We start from the raw sequence: 21,503 nt of genomic DNA on the forward strand, positions 1-21,503 counted from the left end.
TATAACTATGGAAAGGATGGTACAAGGTGAAAGAGTGGATAAAGGAAAATAAGCTTTACGCCTTTGGCGGTATGCTTGTGGTAGCTGTAATGGCTTATTATTATTTATTTGCAAGTCCTGCTGTTACACTTCCTGTCACTGAGCCCAATATGCAAGAAACCGAGAGCAAAGCTAAAGTAAATGCAGTTGAAACAAATCCGGAAGAACGACAATCCCCGAAAATAATCATGATTGATATTAAGGGAGAGGTAATGAAACCAGGTGTATATCAAGCAACTGAAGGGGAACGTGTCCATGACTTAATTAAACGTGCTGGTGGATTAACCGAAGGCGCGGACGATTCAAAAATTAATTTTGCCATGTATGTGAAAGATGAGATGATTCTTTATATTCCAGCTGTCGGTGAAGTGGTCAATGAAATACCTATACCAAGCGTAACAGGTGGGCAAACAGATGGCGAAAAAGTCAACATCAATACCGCTGATGCAGCCGGACTTGAAACACTCCCTGGGATTGGTCCGTCCAAATCGGCAGCAATTATCGAATACAGAGAGACAACTGGACCGTTTAAAACAATTGAAGACATTAAATCAATTAGTGGTATTGGTGAAAAGACCTTTGAAAAATTAAAAGAAAAAATCACAATTGACTAATTTTTCGCTGATTGACGGGCGTATCCCTTGGCATTACACTAATAAAGAGATGTTGACGAGCAGAATAGGTATGATATTTTCAAAAGGAGCAAGGAACTTATGTCAAGAAAAAGCTGGGATCGATATTTTATGGACATCGCCAATGTTGTGGCGACACGGGGAACGTGTAATCGTTTAAAAGTCGGTTGTGTAATCGTGAAAGATAAGCATATTGTCTCTACTGGATATAATGGTTCGATTCACGGTCATGAACATTGTGAAGAGGTAGGCTGTTTGCTAAATGAAGAAGGTCGTTGTATTAGATGTTTACATGCAGAGGAAAACAGTGTTTTGCATGCCGAAAGAGCAGATTTAAAAGGTGCTACTGCTTATGTGACGCATGAACCCTGTGAAAAATGTGCAAAAACATTGGCACAAGCAGGTATTGTAAGAATTGTATTTGAAAATGAATATCCAAATAAGTGGAATGAGCATTTCTTAAAAAATATCGAAGTGGTTCACCTAGTTGAAGGAACAAAAGAGGAATAATATGAAATCTTTGCGGGATGAAGATGCTTGTGCCAGAGTAATGGACAAGCACCTTCATCGCTTTGGTATAAATAATGGAGGATCATGCTAATGAAAGGAAAAGGTATTTATCTGGCCATAGCCGCCCTTATAGGAATATTAAGCGCTTTAGAAAGTGATCGATTAATGGTATTGCTGATGCTGTTTTATCTATATTTTCTTTATCGTTTCAAATCAATGACCCAGCTTCACCTGTTCCTATTTGTGTTAGTATTTATCATTTATAGTGGTGTTGGTTTTTGGGCGAGCATCCACAATAAAACGGAGTTAACAGGCTCAGAACAGAGTGTACAAGTGCAGCTTTTGCAAACAGATTTCAATGGTGATGTGTTGCTCATTAACGGAATCGAGCAAACAACACATGAAAAACTTCTGATTCGTTATCGAATACATTCGCCCCAAGAAAAAGCTCTCCTGAAAAGTGAACTCCGATACGGTTTCATCTGTAGTTTATCTGGAACACTAGAACCTCCATCACCTTCTAAAAATCCCAATGTCTTTAACTACCAGCAGTATTTATTCACCAAGCAAATTTATTGGATTTTCAACGTAAATTCTATACCACCAGGAAACTGCCAGGCGACAAGTCCAACATTCTTTTCCTTAATGGATCAAATTCGCACCGCCGGGATAAATTACGTATCTAAGTATTTTCCAGAGCCAACTGCATCACTCGCCATAGCCCTACTATTTGGTGATCAAAGCTATATGAATAGTGAAATAGTTACTGCTTATCAGAAAATTGGTATCGTTCATTTGTTGGCAATTTCCGGCTTGCAAGTTACATTGTTAACTGGGGTACTTTTCTACATTGGCTTAAGAATCGGAATGGTTCGAGAAAAAATGATCACAATTTTAATGGTATTTCTTCCTTTATACGCTATATTGACTGGTGCAACACCTTCTGTGGTTAGAGCAGTGATGATGATGCTCGTCATTCTCATCAGCTTAAAGTGGGGAGGTCGGCGCTTAAACCCCTTAGATGCATTGTGCTGTGCTTTTTTAATTTTAGTGTTGTGTTCACCCTATCTTATTTATGATATTGGTTTTCAACTTTCATTTAGTGCATGTGTCGCTTTATTGCTTTCTACACCGTATATATTTACAAATGAAGCGGGAATAAGCCAATTGATTTTAACTTCATATATTGCTCAGCTTGCGACGCTCCCGATAATCTTGGTTCATTTCTTTGAAGTTTCTCTTCTTTCCATCGCAGCAAACTTATTGTTTGTTCCGTTTTTTTCTGTATTTCTTACTCCATTTTTCTTTATAGTCTTTGTGTTGCATCCTTTCTTAGCGTTTATCATTAATCCCTTACTTTGGGCAACAAATAAATTAATCATGATTGTTAATGATGGAATAAACATGATTTCTGCTTTGCCCTTTCATATGATGATATTAGGCAAGCCAGGAAAATTCCTTCTGCTATTATTATCTGTCTCGATTTTAGTGATTTTTTACAAGTTGGAAAAAGACAATTTCAACAGACTTCAAAACAGTTTGCTGATTGTGATACCTCTTGTTGTTATAGCGGTGATTCAAAATTGGTCTCCTTATGGAGAAGTGACCTTCATCGATGTCGGACAAGGTGATGCGATTTTAGTAAAATTACCCTTTAACAAAGGAACTTATTTAATTGATACTGGTGGTAATCCGCCTTTTGGTGGTGATACATGGCAGCAAAAACGTACGAACTTTGAGGTTGGCAAAGATATTATTGTTCCTTATTTAAAAAGTAAAGGGATTTCAACGCTTGATAAATTGATTCTTACTCATGGTGATATGGACCATGTGGGTGGTACAAGTGCTGTCATAGAAGAATTATCGATCACGGAGATATTACTGCCTAAAGTGAAAGCTCAATCAGATATTGAACTTGAAATCGTACGAAAAGCGAATCAAAAGGGAATTCCGATTCATTATGTATATGAAGGGAAGCAATGGGGGGATGACGGGTCCTTGTTTAAGGTGTTAGCACCTGCGGGTTCCGGTGTTGAGCTTGACAAAAATAATCAATCCATTGTGCTCTATGCTAAGATCGGTGGATTAACATGGTTGTTTACCGGAGATATAGAGGAAACAGGTGAAATGGAGCTAGCTGAAAATTATCCTTTCATCGATGTGGATGTATTAAAGGTGGGACATCACGGTAGCAAGACATCTTCATCTGAGGAATTGTTACAACAGTTTCAGCCTGAAATAGCGGTAATTTCAGTTGGCGAAGGCAATCGCTATGGTCATCCACATGGTAGTGTTTTGACACGATTGGCGTCGCATCAAATGACTATATATAGAACTGATAAAAACGGAGCAATTTCCTATTTTTTTAAAAACGGACCAGGAACTTTTTCAGTGATGCTTCCATAGTATAATGTAAATCACGCCAATAACCCCTAAAGACCAGCTAGTAAAAAAGAAAAAGACTGCATCATAAATGCAGTCTAAAAAGTGATACTATGTAGCGGTCGAATTAAGATCCGACAACATCTATAATTGTTGCAATGATAAAAAGTGTTGCGAAAAATCCGAATGATACGAAGAACCCCATACCTGAGTCGAGAGCATCATTACGTTTGTCGACAAGCTTTTCAAATTCGTTCACATTAATCCCTCCCCTATATCATTTTTTAGTATAAGCTAAACATTCAAAAAAATCTAGAGTTCTCTTTTCACTTCCTTTACTGACAAGAGTTGTCACAAATAGTTCACCCGAATTTCGTTAAAAATATCATTACAAACGTGATACCGTCGTAAAGTAAGATCCTAGGCCTTATGTTTACGACGTTTATTATAAAAAAGGGGATTGGCAAATAACGGATTTGTCAATTCCCTCCCTCCAATGCACTTGTCAAATTGCGTTAGCTTCTTTACGATAGTGAGAGGCAGTTTATTTTTGGAAAGTGATCGGAGAGAGACTCAGTGATTTTTGAAATTTGGAAGCAAATCAGAAAAAAACAAATTGCTCCTGTCTATTTATTATTTGGTGCAGAAACCTTTTTCATAAATGAAACAAAGCAATTATTAATGAACCATGTCTTAGCTGAAGATGAGTCTGATTTTAATTTGTCGAGCTATGATTTAGCGGAAACACCCATTGAGGAAGTATTGGAAGATGCTGAAACGTTACCCTTTTTAGGGGATAAGCGGCTAATATTTTTACATAATCCCGTGTTTCTTACAGCAGAAAAAACGAAGGAAAAGGTTGAACATAATCTTGCCAAACTTGAGGCATATTTAAAGGAACCGGCACCATATTCTGTGCTGGTATTTATTGCGCCCTATGAGAAATTAGATGAGCGGAAAAAAGTAACAAAGGAATTAAAACGGGTTTCGGCGTTGTTTGAGGCAAAAAAACTCTCTCAGCCTGAATTAAAGCAATGGATTCATGAACGGGCAACTGTCCAAGACATTCAAATAACTGATCAAGCTGCCGAACGAATGATAGAGCTAGTAGGGGCAAATTTATTTATGTTGGCTGGAGAAATGGACAAGCTGACATTATATGTTACCGATTCAAAATATATTGACGAAGAAATTGTTGAGAAATTGGTTGCAAAATCATTGGAACAAAATATATTTACTTTGATTGATAAAATTGTCGGACGAAACGTTGAAGGCGCGTTACGGATTTTTTATGATCTGTTAAAGCAAAATGAGGAACCACTTAAAATTTTAGCGATGATTGTTGGGCAATTTAGGTTGATCTACCAGGTAAAAGAGCTTTCAAGACGGGGCTATGGTCAGCAACAAATGGCTAGTTTTCTCAAAATTCATCCATATCGGGTAAAGTTGGCAGCAGGGCATGCTCGAAGTTTCTCTGATGAAGAATTAACGCATATGATGCGTTTATTGGCTGATGCAGATTTCCAGATGAAAACTGGTGGAATGAATAAGGAAATGCTGATTGAATTGTTTTTGCTTCAATTAAACATGAAAAAATAAAAAAACGACCTTTAATCGGGTCGTTTTTTTTATAACATTAAGCGTTTAAAGAATTGATTTTCTTCGCTAAACGAGATTTCTTTCTTGCAGCAGCGTTTTTGTGGATTAAGCCTTTACCAGCAGCTTTGTCAAGCTTGCTTGCAGCTTCAGCAAAGTTTTGTGCAACAGCAGCATCATTGTTTACAACAGCAGCTTCTGTTTTCTTTACTGCAGTACGCATTGCAGATTTAACTTGAGTGTTTGCAGCATTTGCTTTTTCGCTAGTTTGTACGCGTTTGATAGCAGATTTAATATTTGGCATTCCGTTCACCTCCTAAAAAGATCGAGATTATATCAACTCGATTTACACTTTCGCATTCATTAACATTTAATTAAGAACGAACAAGTGATATTTTATCAAACGCCAAAAATAATTGCAATACTCTGCTGTTAATTTGCCTAAATACGAATGTTTATTCCATGAAAAGGAAAGGATAAGAATTGGAAAACATTCACATTAACTTTGTTGAATTTATATGTTGATTTCCGTTACAGGCGCTTCGATCAACATCATTGCACAATTATACATCCCATTCTAGTAAATTTTTCTAACTTAAATGATGGAGGGAATTATATGGGCGAGTCACTAGATTTAAGTAAGTACGCGGTTCGGACAGATTTAGCTGTTGAAGCACGAGAGATGGTTATCGCAGAAAGAGCGAAATCGGTACAACATGAAGTGAACCAATCGCAAATCGAAGGGGTTATCATTAAAGAAAAAGAAGAGGATGATATTAAAATTTCCTTGGTAGAAATTACTAAGGAAGCTGAGTCGGCTATTGGCAAAAAGCCTGGTCGTTATCTAACACTCGAAGTAGTTGGAATTCGTCAACAAGATAGTGAGCTTCAGCAAAAAGTAGAAAAGGTATTTGCCCGTGAATTCGCTCATTTTTTAAAAAGTTTGGGTATAAAAGATGATGCGTCTTGTTTAGTGGTCGGATTAGGGAATTGGAATGTTACCCCAGATGCGCTTGGGCCATCTGTTTGTGAAAATCTATTAATCACCCGCCATTTATTTAAGCTTCAGCCTGAAAATGTGGAACCAGGATTTCGTCCTGTTAGTGCATTGGCACCAGGAGTTATGGGGATTACAGGCATCGAAACAAGTGACATCATATTTGGGGTAGTCGAAAAATCAAAGCCGGACTTTGTGATTGCCATTGATGCACTCGCAGCTCGCTCGATTGAACGAGTCAATTCGACAATTCAAATTTCTGATTCAGGAATCCATCCTGGCTCTGGGGTAGGTAATAAGCGCAAAGAAATTAGTCAGGATACATTAGGAATTCCGGTGATAGCGCTGGGTGTTCCAACAGTCTGCGACGCTGTTTCCATTACAAGTGACACGATTGATTTCATCTTGAAGCATTTTGGTCGAGAAATGAAAGAAGGAAACCGTCCTTCAAAGGCTCTCACACCAGCTGGGATGACATTTGGTGGAAAAAAGAAATTGACAGATGAGGACCTGCCAGAGGAGCAGCATCGCAAATCTTTCCTAGGACTTGTAGGCGTATTGCCAGATGAAGAGAAACGGAAATTAATTTATGAGGTGCTTGCCCCTTTGGGTCACAATCTCATGGTTACGCCAAAGGAAGTAGATGTTTTCATCGAAGATATGGCGAATTTATTGGCCAATGGTCTAAACGCTGCATTGCATCAAAATATTGATCAGGACAATACGGGGTTCTATACAAGATAAACTAGTCTTAAGCAGGTTCGGATTGCTGTAAATTGTCGACATGATGAAAATTTGGTTCTACCATCTCTAGCAAAGTCATAGTATTTACTAGAATGGCTTGAGAGAGGTGGAACCATGAAATTTAATAGGAAATCAGGTTTAATAGTTGCCGTTCGTGCATCAAGTCTAGTGAAGGCTGTGCTAACTTTTCTACTGTTTTTGTTTTTTGTCTTTTCATTAAGTGGTTTGATGACCTCGCTAAAGCCAGAATACCGTTTATCTAGCACATCGGTTAATAATGTTGCTATGCATATGACTGGAGAATGGCTGTTCCATTTGATGGGGACGGAAAATCACTATTTTCTTGAAGGTCTTCCGGAAAGTAGCAAACCGCCTAAATTGACAAATATTGCCTTTAAGCTCTCAACTAATATCAATTTGGATGATCCAAGAAGCTTGTTGGGTCGTGAATTACCTGGCTTTTCCTTATTTGATGGGAAGATTCTCGTGGCTGGGGAAGGCACGAATTATACGAATATGCCGATCGAATCAGCACCACCGATAGAGGTACTAACCGCTGAGAAAGAAGCGGCGTTGCAAAATACAGGTGATATTGAATCTGGTAATCAAAATCAGGAGAACTCGGATAAACCGTCTCAGACAACTGAAGGGCGCCAAGTGGTATTTGTTTATTTTTCCCATAATCGTGAATCGTATCTCCCCTATTTAAAGGGAGTAACGAATCCAGATGCAGCTTATCATTCTGAGATAAATGTCACCAAAATTGGTGAAAAGTTAAAGGAGCAACTAGAAGGTCGTGGAATTGGCACCTTTGTTGATAAAACCGATATTCAAGGGAACCTGAGTCGCAAAGGAATGAATTACACACAGTCTTATCAAGAGTCAAGGCCGGTTGTCCAAACCGCAATGGCTAACAATCGTGATCATCAATTCTTTATTGATATTCATCGTGATAGTCATCGAAAGGAAATGACCACAAAAATCATTAATGGACAATCATATGCAAAGTTGGCTTTTATCATTGGTGGAAATCAAAGTAATTACGAAAAAAATGCAAAATTGGCTACTGAGCTTCACAAAATTCTCGACCAAAAATATCCTGGCTTAAGCCGTGGTGTTATTGTGAAGCATGAAGGCAATGGAAAGTATAATCAGGATTTATCGGAAAATGCTTTCTTGGTCGAGTTTGGTGGTGTTGACAATACGTTTGAAGAACTTTATCGTTCCTCAGACGCGTTGGCAGATGCATTCAGTGAATATTATTGGCAGGCAGAAAAGGTAAACCAGGATACTAGTCAGCCTGCGAATCCAAATTAGTAGTAACAGTAGGTGAAAATGATGAAGTTATTTATGCTGAAAAGTTTTGTATTGGCCTCAATTATGATGGTATGTGTGCTGTTTGGAATGCAGCAGGCCAATGATGGCATCCATCGTATGAAAGGGTATGATGATGCTAATTTTGGTAATGCTGTGTCCTTAAGCGAAAATGACAATGGGAAAATTGAGGCTTCATTTTTAGGACAGGATGTTGACAGTCATGATTTTCAAAAAAAGAAGCAAGAAATAGAGGAAATGAATGCCTACAACATTTTTTCATCCACTGGGAAAAATATAACCAAAGGGATAGCTGAGCTTACAGAAAAAATGCTGGACCATGTAGCTGGAAAAATTAACAAATAACACAGGGTGCGAACATGCGCCTCTGTGTTATTTTTTTTGCAGGTCTGTCTTGTGCTGGTCGCCCCTGAACAAGCCGCTTGCGCTTTTCTTATTGCTTGTTAAAAATCCAGTTGGTATAATGAAAAATAGTGTATATGCGCGAGAATTGTAGGAGTGAACAAGAATGAACCGAGAAGACAAGTTAAAACGACAATCAAAAATCCGTAATTTTTCTATTATTGCACATATAGATCATGGTAAATCTACATTAGCAGACCGCATCCTCGAAAAAACGAATGCTCTATCACAGCGTGAAATGAAGGATCAGCTACTAGATTCCATGGACTTAGAACGAGAACGGGGAATTACCATTAAATTAAACTCTGTCCAATTGCAATACAAGGCAAAAGATGGTGAAGTATATACCTTCCACTTAATTGATACACCTGGTCACGTCGACTTCACTTATGAAGTTTCCCGAAGCTTGGCTGCATGTGAAGGGGCGATTCTTGTTGTTGATGCGGCTCAAGGGATTGAAGCGCAGACCTTGGCGAATGTATATTTAGCATTGGATAACAATTTGGAAATTTTACCTGTTATTAATAAAATTGACCTACCTAGCGCCGATCCGGAACGTGTTCGTCATGAAATCGAAGAGGTTATCGGCTTGGATGCCTCTGAAGCGGTATTGGCGTCAGCAAAAGCCGGGATTGGAATCGAAGAAATCCTTGAGCAAATCGTTGAGAAGGTACCTGCTCCAGAAGGAGATCCTGAAGCACCATTAAAAGCCTTGATTTTTGACTCGCTATTTGATGCTTATCGTGGTGTTGTTGCCTATATTCGTGTTGTTGAAGGGACTGTTAAGGTAGGCGACAAAATTAAAATGATGGCGACCGGCAAAGAATTCGAGGTTACCGAGGTTGGTGTTTTTACACCTAAGTCGGAAGCGCGGGATGAGCTATCTGTCGGCGATGTAGGTTTCTTAACAGCGGCGATTAAAAATGTTGGAGATACTCGGGTGGGGGATACCATCACCAGTGCCAAGAATGGTGCCAAAGAAGCATTACCAGGATACCGTCGTCTTAATCCGATGGTGTATTGCGGTTTGTATCCAATCGACTCAGCTAAATTTAATGATTTACGTGAAGCATTAGAAAAACTGCAATTGAACGATTCTGCGCTGCAATTTGAAGCGGAGACATCACAAGCGTTAGGTTTTGGTTTCCGTTGTGGTTTCTTAGGACTTTTGCACATGGAAATTATTCAAGAGCGGATTGAGCGTGAATTTAAAATTGATTTGATTACAACTGCGCCTAGTGTTATTTACCATGTGGTTAAAACTGACGGGGAACAAATTAAGGTAGATAATCCTTCGAAAATGCCAGATCCACAAAAGATTGACCGCATCGAAGAACCATATGTCAAAGCGACGATGATGACACCAAATGATTATGTTGGGGCGATTATGGAGCTTTGTCAGGCAAAACGCGGAATCTTCATTGATATGCAATATTTAGATGAGAATCGAGTCAGTATCATTTATGAAATTCCATTATCTGAAATTGTTTATGATTTCTTTGATCAGTTAAAATCAAGCACGAAAGGTTATGCTTCATTTGACTACGAGCTTATTGGCTACAAGGAATCAAAATTAGTGAAAATGGATATTCTGCTTAATAACGAAAAGGTTGATGCGTTGAGCTTTATTGTTCACAAGGATTTTGCTTATGAGCGTGGTAAGATCATTGTTGAAAAGTTGAAAGAGCTTATTCCAAGACAGCAATTCGAAGTTCCAGTCCAAGCGGCGATTGGTCAAAAGATTGTTGCTCGTTCTACGATTAAGTCAATGGGGAAAAACGTGTTGGCTAAGTGTTACGGCGGGGATATTTCTCGTAAGCGTAAGTTGTTGGAGAAACAAAAAGAAGGTAAAAAGCGGATGAAGCAAGTTGGTTCCGTTGAGGTTCCACAGGAAGCGTTCATGGCTGTGCTTCGGATGGATGATAATAATACGAAAAAATAATGATTTAGGGGAGGTTAGACAGGCTTGCACAGCAGGCTACGCTAGCCTCTTTTTTGTAGGATGTTTTCTTTAGACGAATTGTTGGTCTCCGCTCCGGGCGCTTCGCTTTCCGCGGGGCGGGCGGTGAGCCTCCTCGGCGCTAATGCGCCTGCGGGGTCTCACCTGTCCCGCTGCTCCCGCAGGAGTCTTCGCGCCCTCCGCTCCGACCAACAATCCTCCGAACAATCCTCCCTTAATTATAAAAAAGGAGTTGGGAGCAATGGTTGATGCGGCTTATTTTCACATTCCGTTTTGTGAACATATTTGCCATTATTGCGATTTTAATAAGGTTTTTTTAAAGGGGCAACCTGTTGATGAATATCTATTAGCAATGGAAAAAGAAATCCAGCTGACATTTGCTCAAAGTAAGCCGCCAAGCAGCTTTACATCTATTTTTGTCGGCGGAGGCACACCGACCTCCTTAACAGAAACACAGCTTGCTAAGCTTTGTGAAATCATTAAAACAAAACTGCCTTTTAATGATCAAACAGAATTTACGTTTGAAGCGAATCCAGGTGACTTATCACCGCAAAAATTTCAAATACTAAAAAATGCGGGCGTTAATCGAATTAGCTTTGGGGTGCAAACATTCAATAATGATTTATTGAAAAAAATCGGTCGAACACATCGCGCCGAAGATGTAAGAAAGACAATTGAACTGGCAAGGATCACTGGTTTTGAAAACATCAGTATTGATTTAATCTATAGCTTACCAGGCCAAACAATTGCTGACTTTACTGACACCTTAAAGCAAGCATTCGCTCTAGATCTACCGCATTTTTCAGGATACTCGCTTATCATTGAGCCTAAAACGGTCTTTTACAATTTGCTAAACAAAGGAAAGCTTCCGACTGTTGGTGAGGATACTGAAGCAAAGATGTATGAGATATTAATGGAGGAAATGGAAAAACACGGTTATCAGCAATACGAAATCAGTAACTTCGCCAAACCAGGCTACGAAAGCAGACATAATCTCACCTATTGGAATAATGATTATTATTACGGATTTGGTGCCGGAGCTCATAGTTATGTTCAGGGATATCGTCGTTCAAATTTTGGTCCATTAAAGAAATACATGGACCCATTAGCGCAAGATGTCTTGCCGCTAATGGAAAATCACCTTGTGACAAAAAATGAGTCAATTGAAGAAGAAATGTTTCTTGGGTTGAGGAAAACAAAAGGCGTCTCACTGTCGAAATTTCAAAGCAAATATCATGAAAATCTTACGCTATTATTTAAGGATGAACTGGAAAAATTGCAAAAACAAGGCTTAATTGAGGTGGATGGGGATTATGTTCGCCTCACAAAATGTGGGAAATTACTTGGTAACGAAGTTTTCCAATCCTTTCTAGGTGTTATCTAATCGTTGACACTTCGCTCCTTATTTGATAATTTATTAATAGAATTAGCACTCGTTAATATTGAGTGCTAACAGAGGTGATGTTCCGTTGTTAACAGATCGTCAATTATTAATCTTCCAAGTAATCGTTGATGACTTTATTCGATCTGCACAACCAATCGGTTCAAGAAGTTTGTCAAAGAAAGAAGAAATTTCATTTAGCTCTGCGACAATTCGAAACGAAATGGCAGATTTGGAGGAGATGGGCTTCATTGAGAAAACGCATATTTCCTCTGGGCGGATCCCATCTGAAAAGGGCTACCGTTATTATGTGGATCATTTATTGTCTCCTCAACATCTAGGATCAGACGACATCATAAAGGTGCGGTCGATTTTTGAAGAACGTATATACGAGCTTGAAAAAATTGTTCAAAGATCGGCAAAAATTCTATCGGAATTAACAAATTACACCTCGATTGTCTTAGGTCCTGCGGTGAACGAGAATCGCTTGAAAAAGATCCAAATTATTCCATTAAATCAAGAAACAGCTATTGCTATTATCGTCACTGATACGGGCCATGTAGAAAATCGGATGTTCCATTTACCTGCGTCGCTGGATGCTATTGAAATTGAAAAGCTAGTTAATATCTTAAATGACAGATTAGTGAATGTACCGATGGCTGATTTGAATGAAAAAATATACAAAGAAGTCGCAGTCCTTTTGCGTCAGCACATTCATCACTATGATACAATGCTGACCACGATCGTTGACACTTTGAAACCGTCCACGACCAATAAACTTTTTTTTGGTGGCAAAACCAATATGCTCAGACAACCTGAATTTCATGATATTGAAAAAATCAGACTGTTAATGAACATGATCGAACAGGAAGACAGTATCTATGATTTGTTGCATAGGAATCCTGAAGGAATTAATGTGAGAATTGGTCGAGAAAACAACAACTTAGCAATGGAAAACTGCAGTCTGATTACGGCTACTTATTCAGTTGGCGCAGAAAAACTCGGATCCATCGCCATCTTGGGTCCCACACGAATGGAATACTCAAGAGTGATTAGTTTACTGCAAATGCTATCTAGTGATTTATCCAAGGTTTTAACAAAACTGTATCAAAATAACTGACACAGGAAATATTGATTAGGGTGGAGCTAAGGTTCCATCCCCTTTCTATGTATCAGGTATCAGATAAACTTTTACAAACACCTTAAGGGAGGTGAACAAAATTATGTCACAGGAACAACATGTTAAAAATGAAGAAGTTTTAGAAGAAGCGAATCAACCAGCACAAGAAACCGTTGAAGAAATTTTTGCGGAGGCAGAGGTTGAAGCTACACAAGAGGCTGATGTGGAGACACAAGCAAATGAGCTTGAAGAAGCAAAAGCCCAAATTGCTGATTTAGAAGCAAAACTTGAGGCTGCTGAAAATCGCAATCTTCGTCTACAAGCTGATTTTGATAATATACGCCGACGCAGTCGACTCGAGGCTGAAGCGAGCGAAAAATATAGAGCACAAAGCTTAATTACAGACCTTTTACCTGCATTAGATAATTTTGAACGAGCACTTGCCATGACCACAGAAAATGACGAAACAAAATCATTGCAACAGGGGATGGAAATGGTATATAAAAGCTTGCTAGAAGCCTTAAAGAAAGAAGGCGTTGAACTGATTGACGCAGTTGGCAAGGAGTTTGACCCAAACTTTCATCAAGCAGTGATGCAAGTTGAGGATGCTAATTTTGGATCAAATATTGTCGTGGATGAGTTCCAAAAGGGCTATTGCTTAAAGGACCGCGTTATACGACCTTCAATGGTAAAAGTAAACCAATAAAAATAAGAATAAGTGAACTTACATAGTAAGTACGGGAGGTAAAGAAACATGAGTAAAATCATTGGTATTGACTTAGGTACTACAAACTCTTGTGTTGCCGTGTTAGAAGGCGGCGAACCAAAGGTTATTCCAAATCCAGAGGGAAATCGTACAACTCCTTCAGTTGTTGCGTTCAAAAACGGTGAGCGTCAAGTTGGAGAAGTGGCGAAGCGTCAAGCGATCACAAATCCAAATACCATTATCTCAATTAAACGCCATATGGGTACTAGTCATAAAGAAACTATTGATGGAAAAGACTACACTCCACAAGAAATTTCAGCGATTATTTTACAATACTTAAAATCATACGCAGAAGAATATCTTGGTGAGCCAGTTACGAAGGCGGTTATTACCGTTCCTGCGTACTTTAATGATGCTGAGCGTCAAGCAACTAAAGATGCTGGTAAAATTGCCGGTCTTGAAGTTGAACGGATCATCAATGAGCCAACTGCTGCTGCTTTAGCTTATGGCTTAGACAAAACAGATGAAGATCAAACAATCCTTGTATTTGACCTTGGTGGCGGTACTTTTGACGTATCCATCCTTGAATTAGGAGACGGAGTATTTGAAGTAAAAGCGACTGCTGGTGACAACCGCCTCGGTGGAGACGATTTCGACCAAGTTATTATTGATTATTTAGTTGATCAATTTAAAAAGGAAAATGGCATTGACCTTTCAAAAGATAAAATGGCGTTACAACGTTTAAAGGATGCAGCAGAAAAAGCGAAAAAAGATTTATCTGGTGTAACTTCAACACAAATCTCATTACCTTTCATCACTGCTGGAGAAGCAGGACCATTGCACTTGGAAATCAATTTAACAAGAGCTAAGTTTGATGAAATTTCATCAAGTTTGGTTGAAAGAACAATGGGACCAACTCGTCAAGCACTTAGAGATGCTGGATTATCACCTTCTGAGATTGATAAGGTTATCCTTGTTGGTGGTTCTACACGTATTCCTGCAGTTGTAGAAGCAATCCGTAAGGAAATTGGCAAGGACCCATCAAAAGGCGTTAACCCTGATGAAGTCGTTGCTATGGGTGCAGCAATTCAAGGTGGGGTTATTACTGGTGACGTTAAGGATGTAGTATTACTAGACGTAACTCCGTTATCACTTGGTATTGAAACAATGGGCGGTGTATTCACTCGATTAATCGACCGTAATACAACCATCCCTACTTCAAAGTCTCAAGTGTTCTCAACAGCAGCTGATAGCCAAACTGCCGTAGATATCCATGTTCTTCAAGGTGAACGTCCAATGGCTTCTGACAATAAAACTTTAGGCCGCTTCCAATTAAGTGATATTCCACCAGCACCACGTGGAATTCCACAAATTGAAGTAACTTTCGATATTGACAAAAATGGTATAGTAAATGTTCGTGCGAAAGACCTTGGCACAAACAAAGAGCAAGCCATTACAATTAAATCTTCAACAGGTTTATCTGATGAAGAAATCCAAAAAATGGTTCGTGAAGCAGAAGAAAATGCTGACGCGGATAAAAAACGTAAGGAAGAAGTGGAGCTTCGCAATGAGGCTGATCAGCTAGTCTTCCAAACTGAAAAAACACTTAAAGAATTAGAAGATAAAGTCGATGCAGCTGATGTTGCCAAAGCAAATGAAGCGAAAGATGCTTTAAAAGCTGCTATCGAGAAAAATGATTTAGAAGAAATCAAAGCGAAAAAAGATGCCCTTCAAGAAATCGTTCAAAACCTTAGCGTGAAGCTTTATGAGGAAGCAGCGAAACAAGCTCAAGCAGCTCAAGGTGCTCAAGACGGAAAACCAAAAGATGACAATGTAGTCGATGCTGAATTTGAAGAAGTAGACGATAAATAATTAAAAAGCGGAAGCAATCGTTCAGTGGCGAAGTAAGTCCACTAGACGCTGAACGATTGCTGTAGCTACCATAAAATGCTTCATAAGGAAAAGTCAAAGTCAGGTCGTCCAGACTTTGGCTTTTTCAGCTTTTTAAAGATAGAGTTTGCTTGATAAGTATAATTAGGGTGGAAATCAAACACCTTTAGTCTTAAGTATTTCTTATTGATTTTATTTAACCGTAAATGATAGAATAATCTCTATGTGAATGGATTCGGGAGGGTAAGTATGAGTAAACGGGATTATTATGAAGTCCTGGGTGTTGCTAAAAGCGCATCAAAGGATGAGATAAAAAAAGCTTATCGAAAGCTTTCAAAACAATATCACCCTGATATCAATAAAGCTGATGATGCAGCAGATAAATTTAAAGAAATTAAAGAAGCTTACGAAGTCCTTAGCGACGAACAAAAGCGTGCACATTATGATCAATTTGGTCATACTGACCCTAATCAAGGCTTTGGTGGCGGTGATTTTGGTGGTGGCTTCGGCGGTTTCGAAGATATTTTCAATACCTTCTTCGGCGGTGGTGGTTCGAGACGTCGTGATCCAAATGCGCCAAGACAAGGTGCTGATTTGCAATACACCATGACGCTTAACTTTGAAGAAGCGGTGTTCGGAAAAGAAACAGATATTCAAATTCCACGTGAAGAGGAATGTGAAACTTGTCACGGCTCAGGTGCCAAATCTGGGACACACCCTGAAACGTGTCAGCATTGTCAAGGCAGCGGTCAAATTAATGTTGAACAGAATACACCATTTGGTAGAATGGTGAATCGCCGCACATGTCATTATTGTAATGGAACTGGTAAACAAATTAAGCATAAGTGTTCAACCTGCGGTGGAACAGGTAAAGTGAAAAAGCGTCGTAAGATTCACGTGAAGATTCCAGCGGGTATTGACGATGGTCAACAACTTCGCGTAACAGGTCAAGGGGAACCGGGTTTTAATGGCGGACCTCCAGGGGATCTTTATGTTGTCTTCCATGTGCGCGATCATGAATTCTTCGAGCGTGATGGTGAAGATATATACTGCGAAATGCCAATTACATTTGCTCAGGCTGCGCTGGGGGATGATGTTGAAGTTCCAACACTTCATGGTAAAGTTAAACTAAAGGTTCCTCAAGGTACGCAGACAGGAACAAAATTTAGATTAAAGGGCAAAGGGGTTCCTAATGTCCGTGGCTATGGAGTTGGTGATCAACACGTAATCATACGCGTTATTACACCAACTAAATTGTCTGATAAACAAAAACAGTTACTTCGTGAATTTGCAGAAGCAAGTGGCAAAGCTCCTTCGGGTGGACCGGAAGATAGTTTCTTTTCCAAAGTAAAACGCGCCTTTAAAGGTGACTAATCATTTAAAGAAAATGGAGTTGGTAGTAATGAAATGGTCAGAAATCAGCATTCATACAACAAATGAAGCGATTGAGCCAATTTCAAACATTTTACATGAGGCCGGTGCAAGCGGCGTCGTAATCGAGGATCCTTTTGAACTTAGCAAGGAACGGGTGGACCGCTTCGGTGAAATCTACCAACTCAATCCAGATGATTACCCTGATGAAGGTGTCATCATTAAAGCCTATATTCCAATCAACAGCTTCTTAGGTGAAACGGTTGAGGAAATTAAAGATGCCATTAATAACTTAATCTTATTTAACATTGATATCGGTAAAAATAGTGTAACAATCAGCGAAGTAAATGAGGAAGAGTGGGCAACCGCTTGGAAAAAATACTATAATCCTGTGAAAATATCAGAACGGTTTACGATTGTCCCAACATGGGAAGACTATACTCCTGTATCGAGTGATGAGCTAATTATCGAACTTGATCCTGGTATGGCGTTCGGAACGGGTACACATCCAACTACAGTAATGTGTGTTCAGGCACTTGAACGTACTGTTAATGAGGGTGATACCTGTGTAGACGTTGGAACTGGAACAGGGGTCTTGAGTATCGCAGCTGCAATGTTAGGGGCTTCAAAAGTAACGGCATTGGACCTTGATGAGGTTGCTGTTCAATCTGCTGTGTTAAATATTAAGCTTAATAAAGCCCATGAAGTTGTAAATGTTTCCCAAAATAATTTACTTGATGGAATTGAAGGGCCGGCAGACATTGTCGTTGCTAACATTCTTGCAGAAGTTATTTTGCGCTTCACTGACGATGTTGCTAAGGTGGTCAAGCCCGGCGGGTATTTTATTGCTTCAGGCATTATTCAGCAAAAAAAGCAACAGGTAAGAGAAGCAATAGAAAAGGTTGATTTTACCATTCAAGAAACGTTGGTCATGGAAGATTGGGTAGCATTTATTGCTAAGAAAAATTAGGTTCGATTTATTGTCGGATACAATAGGTTTCTCGCCTTAACTGGCGAGTTTCTTTTTGTATCCTTTTATTCATTCGATGTAAAAAGGAGTTTGGATATGCAGCGATATTTTGTAAATGCCGAGTCCGATGCATCTAGTTTTCATATTGGCGGTGAGGATTACCATCACATCATTCGCGTTATGAGGATGAAGGAAGGTGACGAAATCGTTTGTGTCACACAAGATGGAAAAAGTGCACTTTCTGTAATTGCAGAAATTACCGATGAAATAATTATTGCTAAGGTAGTAAAATGGGAAGATGGGTCAACTGAGCTCCCGGTTCAAGTTACAATCGCGAGTGGATTGCCAAAAGGGGATAAGCTGGAATGGATTATTCAAAAAGGCACAGAGTTAGGTGCACATGAGTTTGTCCCTTTTCTTGCAGCCCGCTCCATTGTAAAATGGGATGAAAAGAAGTCTGCAAAAAAGGTCGAACGATGGCAAAAGATTGCTAAAGAGGCAGCAGAGCAATCATATCGTTCGAAAATTCCAGTTGTAAGTGCACCGGTAACGATTCAGGCATTGCTTAAAAGAGCAGAAGGGTTTGATGTATTGCTGGTCGCCTTTGAAGAAGAAGCAAAACAAGGCGAGGCATCTGTTTTAGCCCAATCGCTTCGCGAAATCAAACCTGGACAATCGATATTGATTGTGTTTGGCCCTGAAGGCGGTATAACTTCAAATGAAATTAAAGTGTTAACGGAGAATGGATTTTTGGCTTGTGGGTTAGGTCCAAGAATTTTACGGACTGAAACAGCTCCACTTTATTTATTAGCAGCTGTGTCTTATCAATTAGAATTAATGAGGTGATCATTATGCCTACAGTAGCGTTTCATACACTTGGCTGTAAAGTAAACCATTATGAAACTGAAGCGATTTGGCAATTATTTAAGGAACAAGGCTACGAACGGGTTGAATTCGAGTCAACCTCTGACGTTTATATTATTAATACTTGTACTGTTACAAACACTGGAGACAAAAAAAGCCGGCAGATTATTCGCCGTGCGGTCCGTAAGAATCCAGATGCTGTCATTTGTGTAACTGGTTGTTACGCACAAACCTCTCCAGCTGAAATCCTCGCTATTCCTGGCGTTGATGTTGTTGTGGGAACACAGGACCGCGTTAAAATGCTGGATTACATTGAACAATATAAGCAAGAACGCCAGCCAATCAACGGTGTTAGAAATATTATGAAGAGCCGTGTTTATGAGGAGTTGGATGTGCCTGCATTCACTGACCGAACACGTGCCTCATTAAAAATCCAAGAAGGCTGTAATAACTTCTGTACGTTCTGTATTATTCCATGGGCACGCGGGTTAATGCGTTCTCGCGATCCTAAAGAGGTTATTCATCAAGCTCAACAACTTGTAGATGCAGGTTATAAAGAAATCGTTCTAACCGGAATTCATACTGGTGGCTATGGTGAAGACATGAAGGATTACAATTTGGCGTTGCTGTTAAAAGATCTTGAAAAGGAAGTTCGTGGCTTAAAGCGACTTCGAATTTCATCAATTGAGGCGAGCCAAATAACGGATGAAGTGATTGAGGCGATTAAGCAATCTAATGTCATTGTTCGTCACCTTCATATCCCGCTTCAATCAGGCTCAGATTCTGTTTTGAAGCGAATGCGCCGTAAATATACGATGGATTTCTTTGCTGAGCGTCTAGACCGCCTAAAAGAAGTTCTACCAGGCCTTGCGGTAACATCAGATGTAATCGTTGGTTTCCCTGGTGAGACTGAGGAAGAGTTTATGGAGACTTACGATTTTATTAAAAAGCACCAATTCTCTGAGCTTCACGTCTTCCCATACTCGAAACGGACTGGAACGCCCGCAGCTCGGATGGAAGACCAGGTTGATGAAGAGGTGAAAAACGAGCGTGTCCACCGTTTGATTGCCTTGTCGGATCAATTAGCGAAAGAATACGCCTCACAATTTGAAGATGAAGTACTTGAAGTGATTCCAGAGGAAAAATTCGAAGGAGATTCTGATAACCCTCTTTATGTTGGCTACACAGATAACTATTTGAAGGTTGTCTTTGCTGGAACGGAAGCTATGATTGGAAAAATCGTTAAAGTGAAGCTCACGAAAGCTGGCTACCCATATAACGAAGGTCAATTGGTTCGTGTCATAAATGATGACCTCGTTGCGGAAGAGGATGCCGAAGAAGTCATATAAACATATATTTTTTTGACTGCTAAGTGCGAATTTTTTGATGCACTTGGCAGTTTTTTTTGGTCATTGTTCCATATATTGGTGCTTTGACGATCCGAGGACTTATCGTACCCGTAGAGCCTTAAAATAAGGGGGAACGGTAACGATAGAGGACTAATCGTGCCCATGGAGGCTTAAAATAAGTGTGGACGGTAACGATAGAGAACTTATCGTGCCCATGGAGGCCAAAAATAAGTGTGGACGGTAACGATAGAGGACTAATCGTGCCCATGGAGGCTCAAAATAAGGCGGAACGGTAACGATAGAGAGTGAATCGTGCCCATGGATGCCTAAAATAAGGGGGAACGGTAACGATAGCGATCGAATCGTGCCCATGGAGTCTAAAATATTGCTGAACGGTAACAATAGAAGTTTTCCTAATATTTCTTGCCTGCATAAATTACCATAAACCAAATAACACTAAATAAAGCAATTTCATCAAAATGTCTTTATTAAAAATCACTCGAAATTTCGACATTCGAATGGTATCATGAAAGAGGTACGGACAACCAAAGTGCACTGTGAAAGGAGCAACATCCAATGACAAAAAATGTAGCAGCAATGATTGATCATACTTTGTTAAAAGCAGATGCAAAAAAAGAGCAAATCGAAGTACTTTGTCAAGAAGCAAAAGAATATAGCTTTGCTTCAGTATGTGTAAACCCAACATGGGTTAAATATTCTAGCCAGTTATTAGCGGGTAGTTCGGTTAAAGTATGTACCGTAATCGGTTTTCCATTAGGGGCAAATACCCCAGAAACTAAGGCTTTTGAAGCAGCTAATGCCATTGGTAACGGGGCAACTGAAGTTGACATGGTCATCAATATCGGTGCGTTAAAAGACGGTGACAACGAGTTAGTCGAACGTGATATTCGTGCTGTTGTGGACGCTGCCAAGGGCAAAGCGTTAACGAAAGTCATTATTGAAACAAGCCTGCTAAATGATGAAGAAAAAGTTCGTGCCTGTCAATTAGCTGTTAAAGCTGGAGCGGATTTTGTCAAAACCTCAACAGGTTTCTCAACTGGTGGAGCGACAGTTGCAGATATTGCATTAATGCGCAAAACTGTCGGCCCTGATATTGGAGTTAAGGCTTCAGGTGGGGTTCGCAATGCGGAAGATGCCAAAAACATGATCGAAGCAGGTGCAACAAGAATTGGTGCCAGCTCTGGCATGGCAATTGTCAATGGTTTAACCAGTAATTCTGATTATTAGAAGCTAG

19 protein-coding genes are annotated in these 21,503 nt (G+C 39.6%); 17 read left to right on the plus strand and 2 right to left on the minus strand.

Annotated elements, in window-relative coordinates; all coding sequences use genetic code 11:
- Nucleotides 1-26: 26 nt before the first annotated feature.
- The 3 genes from HHO41_RS10055 (at nt 27) to HHO41_RS10065 (ending at nt 3,587) form a co-directional block, all read left to right on the plus strand.
- Nucleotides 27-653 carry a helix-hairpin-helix domain-containing protein gene (locus tag HHO41_RS10055; RefSeq protein ID WP_169098081.1) on the plus strand — a complete coding sequence of 209 codons (627 nt, stop codon included), beginning with the start codon at nt 27-29 and terminating at the stop codon, nt 651-653.
- A 99-nt stretch (nt 654-752) separates the two neighbouring features.
- Nucleotides 753-1,181: a deoxycytidylate deaminase gene (locus tag HHO41_RS10060; protein WP_169098083.1), complete on the plus strand. Its 429-nt coding sequence runs from the start codon at nt 753-755 to the stop codon at nt 1,179-1,181.
- A 90-nt stretch (nt 1,182-1,271) separates the two neighbouring features.
- Nucleotides 1,272-3,587 (plus strand): DNA internalization-related competence protein ComEC/Rec2, encoded by a 2,316-nt coding sequence (locus HHO41_RS10065; RefSeq protein WP_169098085.1) that lies wholly within the window; start codon nt 1,272-1,274, stop codon nt 3,585-3,587.
- Between the two features lie 103 nt (nt 3,588-3,690).
- Here the strand turns inward: HHO41_RS10065 and HHO41_RS10070 are convergent, their stop codons facing one another.
- Nucleotides 3,691-3,822 carry a YqzM family protein gene (locus HHO41_RS10070; RefSeq protein WP_169098087.1) on the minus strand — a complete coding sequence of 44 codons (132 nt, stop codon included), beginning with the start codon at nt 3,820-3,822 and terminating at the stop codon, nt 3,691-3,693.
- 317 nt (nt 3,823-4,139) lie between these two features.
- Here HHO41_RS10070 and holA point away from each other — a divergent pair, with 317 nt between their 5' ends.
- The gene (holA, locus tag HHO41_RS10075; RefSeq protein ID WP_169098089.1) at nt 4,140-5,162 is read left to right on the plus strand and encodes a DNA polymerase III subunit delta; all 1,023 of its coding nucleotides are present in this window, start codon (nt 4,140-4,142) and stop codon (nt 5,160-5,162) included.
- A gap of 37 nt (nt 5,163-5,199) precedes the next feature.
- Here the strand turns inward: holA and rpsT are convergent, their stop codons facing one another.
- Entirely contained in the window at nt 5,200-5,463 is a 264-nt protein-coding gene (gene rpsT, locus HHO41_RS10080; RefSeq protein ID WP_169098091.1) for a 30S ribosomal protein S20, read from the minus strand.
- Nucleotides 5,464-5,775: 312 nt separating this feature from the next.
- On the opposite strand from rpsT, the gene gpr reads away from it, so the two are divergent.
- The 13 genes from gpr (at nt 5,776) to deoC (ending at nt 21,496) form a co-directional block, all read left to right on the plus strand.
- Nucleotides 5,776-6,900, plus strand: coding sequence for a GPR endopeptidase (gene gpr, locus HHO41_RS10085; protein WP_169098093.1), 1,125 nt, complete (start codon nt 5,776-5,778; stop codon nt 6,898-6,900).
- Between the two features lie 114 nt (nt 6,901-7,014).
- Entirely contained in the window at nt 7,015-8,217 is a 1,203-nt protein-coding gene (gene spoIIP, locus HHO41_RS10090) for a stage II sporulation protein P (RefSeq protein WP_169098095.1), read from the plus strand.
- A gap of 18 nt (nt 8,218-8,235) precedes the next feature.
- On the plus strand, nt 8,236-8,580 hold the full coding sequence (locus tag HHO41_RS10095) for a YqxA family protein (protein ID WP_248278416.1): 345 nt from the start codon (nt 8,236-8,238) through the stop codon (nt 8,578-8,580).
- Nucleotides 8,581-8,743: 163 nt separating this feature from the next.
- Entirely contained in the window at nt 8,744-10,579 is a 1,836-nt protein-coding gene (lepA, locus tag HHO41_RS10100) for a translation elongation factor 4 (RefSeq protein WP_169098097.1), read from the plus strand.
- Nucleotides 10,580-10,838: 259 nt separating this feature from the next.
- Nucleotides 10,839-11,981 (plus strand): radical SAM family heme chaperone HemW, encoded by a 1,143-nt coding sequence (gene hemW / locus HHO41_RS10105; RefSeq protein ID WP_169098099.1) that lies wholly within the window; start codon nt 10,839-10,841, stop codon nt 11,979-11,981.
- 85 nt (nt 11,982-12,066) lie between these two features.
- A complete protein-coding gene (gene hrcA, locus HHO41_RS10110; protein WP_169098101.1) occupies nt 12,067-13,098 on the plus strand; it encodes a heat-inducible transcriptional repressor HrcA in 1,032 nt (343 codons plus the stop codon).
- 103 nt (nt 13,099-13,201) lie between these two features.
- Nucleotides 13,202-13,804 carry a nucleotide exchange factor GrpE gene (grpE, locus tag HHO41_RS10115; RefSeq protein WP_169098103.1) on the plus strand — a complete coding sequence of 201 codons (603 nt, stop codon included), beginning with the start codon at nt 13,202-13,204 and terminating at the stop codon, nt 13,802-13,804.
- Nucleotides 13,805-13,852: 48 nt separating this feature from the next.
- Nucleotides 13,853-15,676, plus strand: a complete 1,824-nt coding sequence (dnaK, locus tag HHO41_RS10120) for a molecular chaperone DnaK (protein ID WP_169098105.1) — start codon at nt 13,853-13,855, stop codon at nt 15,674-15,676.
- Between the two features lie 267 nt (nt 15,677-15,943).
- Nucleotides 15,944-17,068, plus strand: a complete 1,125-nt coding sequence (gene dnaJ, locus HHO41_RS10125; protein ID WP_169098107.1) for a molecular chaperone DnaJ — start codon at nt 15,944-15,946, stop codon at nt 17,066-17,068.
- Between the two features lie 28 nt (nt 17,069-17,096).
- The gene (prmA, locus tag HHO41_RS10130) at nt 17,097-18,035 is read left to right on the plus strand and encodes a 50S ribosomal protein L11 methyltransferase (RefSeq protein ID WP_169098109.1); all 939 of its coding nucleotides are present in this window, start codon (nt 17,097-17,099) and stop codon (nt 18,033-18,035) included.
- A gap of 96 nt (nt 18,036-18,131) precedes the next feature.
- Nucleotides 18,132-18,881 (plus strand): 16S rRNA (uracil(1498)-N(3))-methyltransferase, encoded by a 750-nt coding sequence (locus HHO41_RS10135; RefSeq protein WP_169098111.1) that lies wholly within the window; start codon nt 18,132-18,134, stop codon nt 18,879-18,881.
- A gap of 5 nt (nt 18,882-18,886) precedes the next feature.
- A complete protein-coding gene (gene mtaB, locus HHO41_RS10140; RefSeq protein WP_169098114.1) occupies nt 18,887-20,248 on the plus strand; it encodes a tRNA (N(6)-L-threonylcarbamoyladenosine(37)-C(2))-methylthiotransferase MtaB in 1,362 nt (453 codons plus the stop codon).
- A gap of 576 nt (nt 20,249-20,824) precedes the next feature.
- Nucleotides 20,825-21,496, plus strand: a complete 672-nt coding sequence (gene deoC, locus HHO41_RS10145) for a deoxyribose-phosphate aldolase (RefSeq protein WP_169098116.1) — start codon at nt 20,825-20,827, stop codon at nt 21,494-21,496.
- Nucleotides 21,497-21,503 lie beyond the last annotated feature (7 nt).

The sequence above is a fragment of the Bacillus sp. DNRA2 genome (genome assembly GCF_012843265.1).
Lineage (GTDB): Bacteria > Bacillota > Bacilli > Bacillales > Cytobacillaceae > Bacillus_BU.

Coding starts and splice junctions, on each gene's coding strand:
- gpr (WP_169098093.1), top strand. CDS start 5,776: ATGGGCGAGTCACTAGATTTAAGTAAGTACGCGGTTCGGACAGATTTA.
- HHO41_RS10135 (WP_169098111.1), top strand. CDS start 18,132: ATGCAGCGATATTTTGTAAATGCCGAGTCCGATGCATCTAGTTTTCAT.
- mtaB (WP_169098114.1), top strand. CDS start 18,887: ATGCCTACAGTAGCGTTTCATACACTTGGCTGTAAAGTAAACCATTAT.
- rpsT (WP_169098091.1), bottom strand. CDS start 5,463: ATGCCAAATATTAAATCTGCTATCAAACGCGTACAAACTAGCGAAAAA.
- dnaJ (WP_169098107.1), top strand. CDS start 15,944: ATGAGTAAACGGGATTATTATGAAGTCCTGGGTGTTGCTAAAAGCGCA.
- hemW (WP_169098099.1), top strand. CDS start 10,839: ATGGTTGATGCGGCTTATTTTCACATTCCGTTTTGTGAACATATTTGC.
- grpE (WP_169098103.1), top strand. CDS start 13,202: ATGTCACAGGAACAACATGTTAAAAATGAAGAAGTTTTAGAAGAAGCG.
- spoIIP (WP_169098095.1), top strand. CDS start 7,015: ATGAAATTTAATAGGAAATCAGGTTTAATAGTTGCCGTTCGTGCATCA.
- dnaK (WP_169098105.1), top strand. CDS start 13,853: ATGAGTAAAATCATTGGTATTGACTTAGGTACTACAAACTCTTGTGTT.
- HHO41_RS10060 (WP_169098083.1), top strand. CDS start 753: ATGTCAAGAAAAAGCTGGGATCGATATTTTATGGACATCGCCAATGTT.
- prmA (WP_169098109.1), top strand. CDS start 17,097: ATGAAATGGTCAGAAATCAGCATTCATACAACAAATGAAGCGATTGAG.
- lepA (WP_169098097.1), top strand. CDS start 8,744: ATGAACCGAGAAGACAAGTTAAAACGACAATCAAAAATCCGTAATTTT.
- deoC (WP_169098116.1), top strand. CDS start 20,825: ATGACAAAAAATGTAGCAGCAATGATTGATCATACTTTGTTAAAAGCA.
- HHO41_RS10065 (WP_169098085.1), top strand. CDS start 1,272: ATGAAAGGAAAAGGTATTTATCTGGCCATAGCCGCCCTTATAGGAATA.
- HHO41_RS10095 (WP_248278416.1), top strand. CDS start 8,236: ATGATGAAGTTATTTATGCTGAAAAGTTTTGTATTGGCCTCAATTATG.